The following is a 12,201-nucleotide window of genomic DNA, read 5'->3' as shown; positions in this document are numbered from 1 at the left end:
GGCAGAACGCCTGCAGCTGCGCGAGCCGGGGCAACAGGACCGTGCTGGAAAAGAACGGCAGCGCGCTGACCCGCAGCGCCGCCTGATGCGAACCTGCCAATTCCTTGAGCGCGCCACGTGCCTCCGCCAGCATCTCAAGCGCTGCCTTGACGGCTTTGAGATAGTCCGCCCCTGCCGGGGTCAGAACGACCGCGCGGGTGCTGCGCGCGAACAGCCGGACGCCGAGCTGCGTTTCCAGCCCCCGGATCTGATGGCTGACGGCAGACGGCGTCAGACCCAGCACCTCGGCAGCCTTGCGAAAGCTCAGATGGGCCGCAGCTTCCCTGAACGCCAGCAAGGCTGTGGTTGAAGGCAATGCCAACGGGTTGGACCCGGCTTGCATAGCGTATGAATGAGAATTTTTCATCGATGACGACAATAGATCATTTGTAACCCGAAGCAACGCCCGCCACCTACCTTTGTCCCGGCAGCGATGGAGTTTGGACGATGGCAGTTTTTGAAGCGCATGGTGCCGGGCAGTGGATGCCCACCGCGCTCGCCCAAGGGCCGTTTTCCGGTCTGCAAGGCGGCGCGGTTGCCGGGCTGCTGGCAGGCGAGATCGAACTGCTGGCAGCCGAGCACAATTGGGGCGAAGCGCTGAGCGTCAGCGCCTGGTTCCTGCGGCCCACGCCTTTGGCGCGGCTTCGCACCGAAATCACGCCGATCCGCGCAGGTGGGCGCATCTCCATCATCGACAACACGGTCTGGGCGGAGGGGCAAGATCAGCCCTGCGCAATGGTCCGCGTCACGCTGGGCATACCACGCGCGATTGACGTGCCGGGCTTTTCACCGCCTGACGAGCCGACATTTGATCCGCTGCAATATCCATCCAGCGCACGCGCCGCTCCCCATGGCGGACCATGGTTCATGGATGCCATGGAGTCCCGCACCGGTGACGGGATCGGATGGTTCCGCCTGAAGGAGGATGTGATCGTCGGCGCAGGATCAATGGCGCGCGTGCTGGGCCCGGCGGACTGGGCGCATGGCATCTTTCGCCCCCTTGCCAATGTCGTGGCTGATCCAAACCCCAATCTGACCGTCCAGCTGCTGCGCGCGCCATGCGGGGAGTGGATCGGGATAGAGCCGCAAACCCATTGGCACCCCGCTAACGGTGGCGGAATCGGCGGCGGGCTGATCCGCGATTGCGCAGGCGTGATCGGCCGGGTTTCGATGTCTGTCGCGCTGACTGCCTTTCCCGGCCCGGCAAGACTGCCCTGACCGGGCGAACGAACCGGCCTGATCGATCACGGAGATCGACCTGACATTGCCAGTGCGGCAAGCGCATCTGCATGGATGGCCGCACAGTCAATTACTGGAAATGCTGAGGTCGCCGGGTCAAAGATCAGCGCTAGGTCGGTGCCGCCCAGCAGGATGGCTTCGACGCTTTCGTCGTGCAGCAGGGATTGTGCGGCGGCATGGAACGTCGCGGACTGCGCCGCTGTCGCAAAGCCGGCGATAGCCATTGCCGAATAGGCCTGGTGGACTTCATGCAAGTGCTGATCATTGGGTGGAATGATCGTTACCTGCGGCAAGCTGCCATAGAACCGCGTTTCCATGACCGTGCGCGTGCCAAGAATACCCAAACGCCTGTAACCCATCTGCCTGATCGCCAAGCTTACCTCTTCAATCATGTCGATAACCGTCAGCGGTGACACCGGCTTGAGGGCATCAATGCAGAAATGACCGGCGATGGACGTGATCGCCACGCAATCAGCCTCAGCCGCAGCCAGGCGATTGGCGAGATTCTTGTAGATCGCGACCTGGCCGGCAACGTTTCCAGTGGCCAGATTGTGGAGCAAGGTCGGCGCGTCGGCGTGGACAATGGTCAGCTGCAGATCGGCATTCCGCGCGGCAAAAGCCGCAATAAGCCGCCGCTGGTGCACCATGTCGATCTGCGGCAATCGCGACAAGGTAGCGAACTATCGGGCGCGCAAGTCGCAGGCTGGAACGGCTCAGACAGTCTGACCGCTTTTGGAAGAGTGGTCTGCGACGTCCGACAGAGGATCACCCGCTGTCAGCACCTTGAGGCAGTCCGCAAGCAATTGCCCGCCCCGACCATCAAAATGCTCGCCCAGAATTTCACAGTGTTGCACCCGGTCGACCCGGAAGGCACGGAACCCCTCGCGCAGCTCGCACCAGGCCGCAACGAGTGTGGCTTCGACAAAGTAGGACAGTCCCAACGGCCAGATCGTGCGCTGGGTCTGTGCACCCACCGCATCGGTATAGGTGATGGTGACTTTGGACGAGCGGCGGACCGCGCTGCGAAGCTTGGCGGCTTCGGGCACTGGACGTTTGGTCTCGCGGTCAGATGGCGGGACGTAGAGCGCGGTTTGACCCATTTGCCGGGCGAGGTTTTCGGGGAGGATCGTCGAAACCTTGGCAAGGACGCTCGCCGCCGCCTTGGACAGATCGGCGTCGCCCCTCCTGGCCACCAGCCGCGCGCCGAGCACGATCGCCTCGATCTCGTCTTGATCGAACATCAAGGGCGGCAGATCGTAGCCAGGACGCAGGATGTAGCCGATGCCCGCTTCGCCATCGATCGGGACGCGCGATCCCTGCAGGACGGCGATGTCACGGTAAATAGTACGTGGTACAACTTCCAGCGCCTCACCCAGCTCCCGTGCTGTTACCGGCGCGCCGGCGCGGCGCAGATATTGAACAATCTCAAACAGGCGGTCTGCACGGCGCACGAAAGTCTCCTTGAACAGGTGCGTTAGCAGAACACTGCTGACACCATGCTGTCAGTAGCATGTCAGTATCACTCCCGAACAGACTTACGGAGCCATTCCATGATCACTCTTGTCCAGTTCCCGTCCTATTTCGACATCGCCAACCCCAGCCCTTTCTGCATGAAAGTCGAGATTTTACTGAAAATGGCCGGGCTGGACTATGCGATTGAAGTGCAGTCCGATCCATCCAAAGGCCCAAAGGGCAAGCTGCCCTGCATCCGTGATGGCGCGACCGTGATCGGCGATTCCGCACTTATCCAGACCTATCTGGAATCACGCTACGCTGTTGATTTCAACGCCGGTCTATCGGCTGCCGAACGGGCTATCTCGCACGCCTTCATGCGGATGTGCGAAGAGCGGCTCTATTGGTGCATGGTCTATAGCCGCTGGATCGATGATACGAACTGGCCGGTGCTGCGCCAGCAATTCTTTGGCGCTCTCCCGCCGATTGTCCGCTCGATCGTCCCGATGATCGCGCAGAAGCAGCTGCGCCGCAACCTGCAAGGCCAGGGCCTCGGTCGCCACTCTGCCCCTGAAATTTACGCCTTTGGTGAGGCCGATATTGACACGCTGGCGGTTCAGCTCGGCGCGAAGCCCTTCATGATGGGCGATGCGCCTACCGGCCTTGATTCAATTGCTTACCCGCAATTGGCCAACCTGCTGCTGCCACAGCTGCCCAGCCCCATGACCAAGGCCGTGCACGCGCAGCCGACTCTGCTGAACTATGTCGAGCGCTGCGCGGCGCTGTGGTACGGCCCAGCCTAACCTCGTCCTGCTAACCGGCGCTGTGTCAACCGAACCGAAGTTCAGCTGAAGAAGAAGCCGGTAATTGTCCGCAGGCGGCCGTCGTCGGAAAGCTCGCCAAAGCTGGTGCCGTCCTGCAAGGCGCTGCCGTCGGGGCCGAGCATCTGCCAATTGGAAAGGCTGCGACCATTGTGGTGGGCAACGCTGTTGATCCGGAACGTGCAACCCGGCGCACTTTCCTGAAATCCACCCATATAGCCCGACAATGCCTCACGGCCTTCGACCAGGCCGTTGGGGTCGCAATAGGTCGCATCGTCGGCAAGGCAGGCCATTAGTTCGCCGCCGCGCCGTTCTGCGGGTGCGGACCAGATGGCTGAATAGCGGTTCCAGAGTTCTTCAGGCGACATTGGGTTCTCCATCCAATTGATCGAATTCGGCCTGCACCATCGCTTCGAGTGCGGGCTTGTTCCACCCGGCGCGCACAAGCACGAGAATGCCTTGATAGAGCGCGAGCAGCTTGACGCTTTGTGCTGCCGGCACCCGCTGCCCAAACAGGTCGGCGAGAATCTCAAGCGCAGCATGGACTGCGGCGGGTTGCGCATCGCTGCCGCCAAACTCCACTGCAGAGTTGGTGATCAGGCAGCCCAATGCTCCGTCATCCGGTTCATGCATCAGCGAAACGAACAGCGCGCGAAGGCCAGCGAGCCCTGCCTCGGGCGGGGCATGCTCGGCGATGCGCGCGCGCAGCACATGTTCGACATAGTGCGCAAAAGCAGCCCGGAAGAGCCCCTGTTTGTCGCCAAAGCTGTTGTAGATGCTACCCGCCTTGAGGCCGGTGGCGTCTTCCAGTGTGCGGATCGACACGGACCCGAAACCGCCACGGCGGAAAGCCTCCATCGCCGATGTTAAAACGGCACTCTGATCAAATTCGCACGCGCGTGCCATCGCCGACTCTCATTCTTTAGCAGATGTTCTAGAATAACTGCTAAAGAATGAGAGTCAAGCTCCATAAATGGTTAGGCGACTGGCTTCAGATGGATTTCGCGTCAAATCCGTCAAAGGCTGTGAACGACCGCTCGATGAGTCCTAGATTAGCGCAAGCTTCGCGCCACGGAGCAATGTGCGCGGCAACGAGGTGCTTCTGCAGGCTGCTATGATCGGGCCAGATTTCCGAGCAACGAATGAGGCCAGGGTCAAACATGTCTTCGGCGACATCGTAGGCGATGCATCCGTCCTCCTCCCGCGTCGTCTCGACCAGCGTGACGAGCGGTATTTTGACCTTAGCCATGTTGTTTGCTGGAAAGCGCAACGTTCCAAACACCAGAACTGGCACGTCAATGATCCCCCGGCTTCATGGGGACAAAACCAGGCTCATCAGATATTCGCGCCATCCAGCGGCAAATGGCCGGATGATCATCGAGCGAGAATATTGCCCCTTCTTCGGCAACATGGGTGTAGGCAAACAGTGCGATGTCTGCGATGCTCAGACCAGTTCCAGCAAACCAGTCTCGCTGCACAAGATGTGCATCCATCACGCGCAAGGCCTCTTGGCCTGATCGAGTTTTGCTGTTGATTTGGCCCAACTGAGTGTCGTCGAGATTGTCCTTCCCAATGTAGGCCAGCCAGAAGCGAAGCGTGGCAATGTTTGGCTCGTGCGAATATTGCTCGAAGAACAGCCATCTCAGCATTTCGGCATGATCGAAGCGATCCGAAGGAATAAGATCGGAACCCTCTGCCAACCAATAGCAGGCCGCATTGCTTTCGGGCAGAAAGCGGTCTCCGATTTGCAGGACTGGGATCCGCCCATTAGCGTTTATAGAACGAAGAAACTCAGGCGACCGCGTTTCTCCGTTGCGGATATCATAGGTCCTTCGTTCGAGCGAAATCCCAAGGAGTGACGCTGTAAGGCGGATCTTGTAGCAATTGCCGCTGATCGGATCTTCATGAAGGATCAGCGGGTCAGTCATCACCTACCTCATACAAGCGTGGTGAACGGTCATGATCGGATGTCCCAAAGCGCGTTTGAGCGCACATGCTATTCCGCTGGTTGAGATCGAGCAGGACGCTGGAAATGAGGCGTGCGGCCCGAGGTTGCATTTTCGTAGTGATCGATACATAAATAGGAGATCGGGCTGCAGTCAATATTATTTATCGATCGATACAAAATTGTCAGGATTGTCATTGAAACCAGTCGCGAAACGAGTAGGGCGCCCGCGGTCATTTGATCGCGTTGCTGCGCTCGAAGCGGCCATGGTGCTGTTCTGGCGCCATGGCTTTGAAGGTGTCTCCATAGGCGATCTTACCAAGGCCATGAGTATCAATTCGCCCAGCCTGTACGCGGCATTCGGTTCAAAAAATGCGCTCTATGACGAAGCGCTCAGCCACTATCTTTTCCTTCTGAATGAAGAATTGGGGAATGCCTTCTCACAAGGTCTCCCGGTGGCAGTGGCAATGCAGATGACACTGACAAGTCTGGCTGTCGCGCTGACGCGGGAGGATATGCCGCCGGGGTGTATGATCGGCGCCGGCAGTTTGCGATGCGGACCGAATGGCCGGGATGCGGCTGAAAGGACAGCGAACCTACGCAAGGCGATGCAGGCGCAGTTGGTAACAAGTCTTGGAAATGCGAAAGCCTTGGGAGAGCTTTCGGATGACACAGACGTCCCGTCGCTCGCGGCCTACTTCGCGACAGTTGTAGAAGGCCTCTCGATTCAGGCTCAGGATGGTGCGGGACGCGCGGAGCTGCTTAGCGTTTGTGCCATTGCAATGCGTGCCTGGCCGATTTGAAATACGGTGGTGCTGCCCGTTGACACGGCGCCCATATCGGTCGACTTTTTGCGAAGCAAGATCCGCGAAATTTCCCTCCGGTTTCAGAAAAAATCATTGTCTCCTGTTGTGAACAGTCCTCGCCCTGCTGAACGCCGACACGCAAAACGGCACGAAATAGTTGAGGTCGAGGCGCAGCCAGTCTATCGCGGCGCCATGCCAGACTGCAGCACCTTGATTGATTAGGTTGACGCAAGTGCCGACCATCAGTGCGAAAGGCCAGCCAACGAAACCGCCTACCCTCATGCTTTGTTGTCTGCCGGACCATTTATCCAGCCCTTGATCTGACCGGTCACGCATTGACCAGTCTGCGCATCGAAGCGGTAGCCGTGCCAGGGACAAGTCATCACATTGTCGCTGTCCGGTTCACAATTGAGTGGTAGCCCTTGGTGCGGACAGACCAGTGGCACATCGCAGACCGTACCGTCCGCCAAGGTTACCTGCCGTCGCTGCTTATGGAGCGTCGCTCCTTCCTTCAGCGCGCGGGCGCGGTGGATCATCTTGGGCTCGTCCTCATCAATCAGGCGGGCCCACAAATCGGAATAAAACTTGCCGACTGCAGGTTTGTCGAGATTCGGGCGATCCGGAACAAAAAAGCGCAAATGCATGGTGCAGTGATCGCCCTTGCCGGGCGTGATCCGGCAAACAGTGCGGCCATTCTCGGTTCCGTCGGCATCAAATGTGGCGTTGGTATATCCCAACCGGTCGGCATCAAGCGCCACCGTCATCCGCATCGCCTGCCCATCGCGCAGCACGACATTGGCATCCCAACCATTGCGGTCAGCCTTGTTGAGGGTGATGCTCTCAAAAGCAAAGGCGTGGACATGGGGCAGATGCTCCCAATCCAATTCGTCCTCAATGGCGCGTGCCGCAGTCGCGCCCACTTCGCGGATCAATTCGCCGACCTCGACCATCATGGCGTCACCCTCGCAATCACTTTGATTTCAGCGCGTGCGCCCGGGCGGACGAAACCTGAAACGCCAATCCAGGTTGAAGCGGGATAAGGGGCATGGACGAATTCGTCCTTGACCTTGGCCATCGCGGGCGCGTTGGCTGAAAGGTCGACGAGGTAGATCGTCGTATCGACAATATCGGCATAGTCGGCACCGGCTTCGGCAAGGATCAGGCCGATCTTTCGCCAGGCGTCACGAAACTCGTCCTCGGCGCTGTCGCCCTGGCCGATCACGCCCGAACAGAAAATCAGTCCGGCTTCGCGCACCGCAGGCGCATAGTGGAACGCATCATAGGCTTTACGCATGGCCTCGGGCACAATGACATCGATAGTCATGTTTTGCTCCTGCTGGTGAGATAGGCATCGGCCAGTTCGACCAGCCGGTCGCGGCCAAAGCTGGGATCATGTCCGGCATGGACAACGCGCACGGGCAAATCGCGCAACCGCTCCATCGAGTGGATGTAGGCCGGGATGTCAGAGCCCGGGATCTGGTCAAGCAGCGCGCCATCATAGATCGCATCGCCCGAAAACAGCGTGCCGCTTGCTGCATCCCACAAGGCGATGCTGCCAGGTGAATGGCCGGGCAAGTGCAGCACCTCGAATTTGCGGTCGCCCAGATCGACGACATCGCCTTCGCCAATCAGGCGCGAGGCCTGAGCGGCTTGCATGACATGCGTCACAGGGTTGAACCCGGCATGCGGGATCGCGGCCAGCAATCCGCCCGAAATGTCATAGCCAATTCCTGCAAACCAGGCGAGATCGTCCGCCGAATAGACCGAAACGTCGAGCGGGAGATGGTTGCTGGCTTCTGCCAGTGCCGCCGCCTCGGCGGGATGGACGCAGCAGGTGTCAAACTCATGCGCGCCGCCGGCATGGTCCATGTGGCAATGGGTCAGGACGACTGTCAGCGGCTTGTCGAACAGGTCACGGGCAGCCTCGGCAAGGCTCGCCACGCCCAGCCCGGTATCGACCAGCAGATCGCTGTCCCGCCCCGCAACATGCCAGATGTTGCAGCGCAGGAGTGGGTGGACATGCGGCTCCCACAGCAGGGTGATACCATCGCCCAGCGCCTTGCGCTCGAACCAGTGGCCGGCGATTGGTAACGCGCTCATGGTTCAACCGCGCCGACAAAGTCAAACCGCGTAAGCACGCGCGCGGCGGCGGCGATGATCGCCTCAATATCCGCTTCGCAATGCGCGAATGATAGGAAGAAATCGTTCGAGCCGGGAATTGTCAGCACGCCTTCCGTCAACAGCGCGAGGTGGAAGAGATTGAGCTGCTTGCGGTTGGTGATGCTCGCCCGATCATAGTCGGCCGCGCCGTTGATCATGAAAATTCGGACGATTGGTCCCAGCGTGTTGGCGTGGAGCGCCAACCCGTGCGCGGCAAAAGTCGCCACCAACCCATCGCCCAACCGCCGGGCAAGCGCACCGATCCGGTCATAACCACCATCGGCCTGACGCTGGGCATAGTCTCGCATGGCCGCTTGCGCGCAGAGTTGCGCTACCGTCGTATCGTTGCCGGTGCCGCTCTGGAAGGCGAAGGGGCCTTTGGAGCGCCCGGAAGGGTCCGCCACGCCCATGACATCCGCCCGGCCCGTGACAGCGCCCAGCTTTTCGCCAGCTGAGAAGGCTTTGCCGAACACAGCCAAATCGGCCGTCACGCCGAAATGCTGCTGTCCGCCGCCCGCTGCAAGCCGGAAGCCCGCAATGACTTCATCAAAGATCAGCAGCGTGCCTGCCTTCGCCGTCATGTCGCGCACCGCATGGTGGAAGCGGCCATCGCCCACCCACAGCCCGCCGTGATGCATCGACGGGTCCATCAGCACGGCAGCGACATCGCCCCCCGCCAGTGCTGCATGCAGCGCATCTTCATCGCCAAAGTGCAGCATGATGATATCTTCGACCGCGCCGGGCGGGATGCCAGCGCCCAGCACATTGGCCCGCCCGTCAATCCCGACCAGCATCTGGTCTTCCATGCCGTGATAGGTACCCAGGAACTTGATGATCTTGGCCCGCCCCGTGAAGGCGCGGGCGAAACGCAGCGCCGACATCACCGCCTCGGTGCCGCTGTTGAGGAAGCGCACGCGTTCTGCGCCCGGCACTAGCGCCTGCAGCATCTCGGCGGTTTCGGTGCTGTGGCGGGGGTTGAGGATCAGCGAGCCTCTGCTCGCCCCTTCGGCAATGGCGTCCATCAACGCAGGGGCACGATGGCCCAGCAGCAGGCAGGCCCCGCACAGGAAGCAGTCGATGTAGTCATGCCCGTCGATGTCGGTAGCATGCGCGCCCTGCCCGCCTTCGAAATATGCAGGAAATGGTTGAAAGAAGCGGACCGTGCCTGAGACACCGCCCACCAGTGCGGCTTGCGCCCGTTCGTGCCAAGCAGCTGATTGCGGGGTGCGTTCGCGCCAGGCGGCATGAATTGCGACTTCAAGCGATTGCAGCGCGCTCATGCCATCTGCTCCCGGCGGGAAGGCGGAGCATCAAAGCGGGCGACCGCATCCGCCAGCCTCCTGCTCAGCCGCTCGGTCTGAGCCTGGTCGGTCGCGAAGACGCCTTGGATGGCGAGCCCTTCGGCCAGTCCGACCATAGTCTCTGCAAGCGCTGAGGGATCCTGCAATGCAAAATGTCCCTCAACTTGGAGCTCCTCAATCACATCGCCCACTTCACGCCGCCACCAATCATAATAACTGGCGAGTTCACCAGCGAGCTTGGGATCGTTCATCCCTTCGGCGGCGAAGTGATAAAAGATGCGGCATGAGGCGGCACGCTCCGGGTCAAGCGGCATCCCGGCCTCCAACATCGCGATAAGTCGCGCCATCCCGTTCTGTCCTTCGGCGACATCGGCCATGGCCCGTGCGACATGGCTCATCGCCGCTCGCAGCGCGCCTAGCAGCAGCGCCTGCTTGTCGCCGACATAATGCGCGATCACACCGGTCGAGCAACCAGCCGCTTTGGCCACCGAGCGCAGGTCTGCACCCTTCACGCCGTCGCGCGCGATGACACGCAGTACAGCGGTCGCAATATGCGCGCGGCGTTCGTCATGATCGACAATCTTTGGCACCGTCAGTCCTCCGCGTATTGGCCATTGGCGGCCATGCCAGTCAGCTCGGATAGCGGCGGTTCGAGCACCTTGTGGACGATATTGTCTGCCGATCCCCAGAAGACCGATTTGGCGTGACTGTAATTCAGGAAGCCCTGTTTTGCGGAATGACAGCCCTGCCCGGAATTTCCTAGCCCGCCAAAGGGCAGCGCGACATGCCCGCCTTGCAGCCCGAAATTATTGACCGCCGCCCCGCCGCTGCGGACCTCGCGGACAAACCGGGCAGCAAGGCTGGTGTCGTGCGTGGCGATATAGGCCCCGAGCGGCGTTTCCCCGGCGTTGATCCGCGCAAAGACGCTGTCCACATCATCATAGGGCACAACCGGGACGACCGGCCCGAACACCTCATCGGTCATGCAGCCGAGATCTGCCGGCGGATCGACCACCAGCGTCAGTGGGAAATGCCGCAATCCGGGATCGGGCATATCGCTGTTCAGCCCCTCAACGCGGACACCGCGAGCGCGGGCTTCCTCGACATAGCCCGACAGCCGGGCAAAGTGCGCGGCGTTGATGATGCCGATACACTGATCCGTGCCGACATAGGTGGGGTAGGCCTGCTGCCAGACAGCTTGGGCCAGCCTGATCCATTCTTCCATCTGCCCGCGCGGCACCAGCACATGGTCGGGCGCAGTGCAAACCTGCCCTGATTTAAGCGTACGGAAAGACAGGAAAAGCCGCACCAATTCTTCGGTCACGCCATCAGGCGCGAACAGCGCAGGGTTCTTGCCGCCTAGTTCCAGCGTTATCGGCACCATGTTACGCGCGGCCGCCTGCGCCACCAGCCGCCCGATGCGCGGGCTGCCGGTAAAGGTCAGATGGTCCCACGGCATGGCGGCGAACTCCTGCGCCAGCTCCGGCCCGCCCTGAACGACGGTGAGCAGATCGGGTTCAAAGTGCGCTGCAACTGCATCCGCAACCGCTTGCGCCGTGGCCGGTGCCAATTCGGACGGTTTGATTATCACGCGGTTGCCCGCTGCCAGCATGTCCACGCACATCACCAGCGCGGATTCGATGGCGAAGTTCCACGGCGCGATATTGCCCATCACGCCTTTGGGCAGCATCAGAATTTCACCGTGCGACGTGCCATGTTCTGGCCCCAGATCAATCCGGTCCTCCTCGAGCCATTCCGCAAGGTGCACCAGAAAATAGTTGCAGCGTCCCAGCACCGGGCCGGTTTCCATCAGGTCGGTCAACCAAGGATGGTGCGATCCGAAATCCTCAGCCAGAGCGCTGCGAAACGCTTCGCGGCGGTCAATCACCATCCGGCGCAGGCGAGCAACACGCTCCAACCGCGCAGAAACCTTAGGACATGGATCGTCCTTAAACGCAGCGACCTGTCGGCTGAACGCCAAACTCAGCTGTTTGATTTCCACCGCCAGCAGCTCCTTTATATATCACACGTCTGGTATAAAAAAGGCTCGGAGTCAAATTCATGTCAGTTATGCCAATAAGCCGCGCCGGCTTTGCTTGAAGGAATTGCTGCTGCCGCGCGGCTTCGAAGTAAGTCTGGCTGAAGTACGGAAAGTTTCGTGATAGCCATAACGGTGATTACCCGATCATTGCTGGAGCAGTTTCAGGCTCAACGAAACAACAAAAAACGAAGTGAAATCAGGTGGATGGTTGAAATCCGGTACAAAATCTGGTGTTTCCGCTATTGCCGGAAATGACTGGCCCCGTCAGATCAGACTCGAAAAAATCTTCCGTCGAACCGGTTAGCGCGATAATAGCGTTGTCGGATGGGAGCGCTTCCATGAAATATTTGTCTGTGATGATCGGCCTCTTTTTTGGGGCGGCGGCTGCCCAAGCAGA

The 12,201-nt window shown here is 60.2% G+C and carries 17 protein-coding genes; 3 read left to right on the top strand and 14 right to left on the bottom strand.

Annotated elements, in window-relative coordinates:
* Window positions 1-382: LysR family transcriptional regulator (locus ABL922_RS13185; protein WP_349024673.1), on the bottom strand; the 382-nt coding region annotated here is incomplete at its 3' end.
* Window positions 383-486: 104 nt separating this feature from the next.
* Between ABL922_RS13185 and ABL922_RS13180 the strand changes: the two genes are divergently transcribed.
* Window positions 487-1,257, top strand: coding sequence for an acyl-CoA thioesterase domain-containing protein (locus ABL922_RS13180; RefSeq protein WP_349024672.1), 771 nt, complete (start codon window positions 487-489; stop codon window positions 1,255-1,257).
* A 26-nt stretch (window positions 1,258-1,283) separates the two neighbouring features.
* Here ABL922_RS13180 and ABL922_RS13175 read toward each other — a convergent pair whose 3' ends face one another.
* On the bottom strand, window positions 1,284-1,949 hold the full coding sequence (locus tag ABL922_RS13175) for an aspartate/glutamate racemase family protein (protein ID WP_349024671.1): 666 nt from the start codon (window positions 1,947-1,949) through the stop codon (window positions 1,284-1,286).
* 42 nt (window positions 1,950-1,991) lie between these two features.
* Complete coding sequence (locus tag ABL922_RS13170; RefSeq protein ID WP_349024670.1) at window positions 1,992-2,729, bottom strand: YafY family protein; 738 nt, start codon at window positions 2,727-2,729, stop codon at window positions 1,992-1,994.
* A 99-nt stretch (window positions 2,730-2,828) separates the two neighbouring features.
* Here ABL922_RS13170 and ABL922_RS13165 point away from each other — a divergent pair, with 99 nt between their 5' ends.
* Window positions 2,829-3,533 (top strand): glutathione S-transferase family protein, encoded by a 705-nt coding sequence (locus tag ABL922_RS13165; protein ID WP_349024669.1) that lies wholly within the window; start codon window positions 2,829-2,831, stop codon window positions 3,531-3,533.
* Window positions 3,534-3,574: 41 nt separating this feature from the next.
* Here ABL922_RS13165 and ABL922_RS13160 read toward each other — a convergent pair whose 3' ends face one another.
* From ABL922_RS13160 to ABL922_RS13145, 4 genes are all read right to left on the bottom strand, one after another.
* Window positions 3,575-3,919 carry a nuclear transport factor 2 family protein gene (locus tag ABL922_RS13160; RefSeq protein ID WP_349024668.1) on the bottom strand — a complete coding sequence of 115 codons (345 nt, stop codon included), beginning with the start codon at window positions 3,917-3,919 and terminating at the stop codon, window positions 3,575-3,577.
* Window positions 3,909-4,457, bottom strand: a complete 549-nt coding sequence (locus ABL922_RS13155) for a TetR/AcrR family transcriptional regulator (RefSeq protein WP_349024667.1) — start codon at window positions 4,455-4,457, stop codon at window positions 3,909-3,911. The genes ABL922_RS13160 and ABL922_RS13155 overlap by 11 nt, the downstream gene beginning before the upstream one ends.
* An 85-nt stretch (window positions 4,458-4,542) precedes the next feature.
* Complete coding sequence (locus ABL922_RS13150) at window positions 4,543-4,833, bottom strand: putative quinol monooxygenase (RefSeq protein WP_349024674.1); 291 nt, start codon at window positions 4,831-4,833, stop codon at window positions 4,543-4,545.
* Window positions 4,834-4,846: 13 nt separating this feature from the next.
* Window positions 4,847-5,479 (bottom strand): glutathione S-transferase family protein, encoded by a 633-nt coding sequence (locus ABL922_RS13145; RefSeq protein WP_349024666.1) that lies wholly within the window; start codon window positions 5,477-5,479, stop codon window positions 4,847-4,849.
* 31 nt (window positions 5,480-5,510) lie between these two features.
* Between ABL922_RS13145 and ABL922_RS13140 the strand changes: the two genes are divergently transcribed.
* Window positions 5,511-6,299: a TetR/AcrR family transcriptional regulator gene (locus ABL922_RS13140; RefSeq protein WP_349024665.1), complete on the top strand. Its 789-nt coding sequence runs from the start codon at window positions 5,511-5,513 to the stop codon at window positions 6,297-6,299.
* 281 nt (window positions 6,300-6,580) lie between these two features.
* On the opposite strand, the gene ABL922_RS13135 is transcribed toward ABL922_RS13140, so the two are convergent.
* The 7 genes from ABL922_RS13135 to ABL922_RS13105 form a co-directional block, all read right to left on the bottom strand.
* Window positions 6,581-7,255 (bottom strand): Rieske (2Fe-2S) protein, encoded by a 675-nt coding sequence (locus ABL922_RS13135; protein WP_349024664.1) that lies wholly within the window; start codon window positions 7,253-7,255, stop codon window positions 6,581-6,583.
* Window positions 7,252-7,626 (bottom strand): Rid family hydrolase, encoded by a 375-nt coding sequence (locus tag ABL922_RS13130; RefSeq protein ID WP_349024663.1) that lies wholly within the window; start codon window positions 7,624-7,626, stop codon window positions 7,252-7,254. Before ABL922_RS13130 ends, ABL922_RS13135 begins: the two co-directional genes overlap by 4 nt.
* On the bottom strand, window positions 7,623-8,402 hold the full coding sequence (locus tag ABL922_RS13125; RefSeq protein ID WP_349024662.1) for an MBL fold metallo-hydrolase: 780 nt from the start codon (window positions 8,400-8,402) through the stop codon (window positions 7,623-7,625). Before ABL922_RS13125 ends, ABL922_RS13130 begins: the two co-directional genes overlap by 4 nt.
* Entirely contained in the window at window positions 8,399-9,742 is a 1,344-nt protein-coding gene (locus tag ABL922_RS13120; RefSeq protein WP_349024661.1) for an aminotransferase class III-fold pyridoxal phosphate-dependent enzyme, read from the bottom strand. Before ABL922_RS13120 ends, ABL922_RS13125 begins: the two co-directional genes overlap by 4 nt.
* Complete coding sequence (locus ABL922_RS13115; RefSeq protein ID WP_349024660.1) at window positions 9,739-10,353, bottom strand: TetR/AcrR family transcriptional regulator; 615 nt, start codon at window positions 10,351-10,353, stop codon at window positions 9,739-9,741. The genes ABL922_RS13120 and ABL922_RS13115 overlap by 4 nt, the downstream gene beginning before the upstream one ends.
* Before the next feature lie 2 nt (window positions 10,354-10,355).
* Window positions 10,356-11,765: an aldehyde dehydrogenase family protein gene (locus tag ABL922_RS13110; protein ID WP_349024659.1), complete on the bottom strand. Its 1,410-nt coding sequence runs from the start codon at window positions 11,763-11,765 to the stop codon at window positions 10,356-10,358.
* 235 nt (window positions 11,766-12,000) lie between these two features.
* Window positions 12,001-12,201: hypothetical protein (locus ABL922_RS13105; RefSeq protein WP_349024658.1), on the bottom strand; the 201-nt coding region annotated here is incomplete at its 5' end.

Source organism: Sphingorhabdus sp., assembly GCF_040079335.1.
Taxonomy (GTDB): domain Bacteria; phylum Pseudomonadota; class Alphaproteobacteria; order Sphingomonadales; family Sphingomonadaceae; genus Sphingorhabdus_B.
The sequence above is the reverse complement of the archived record's forward strand: the minus strand, read 5'-3'. Positions and strand labels throughout refer to the sequence as shown.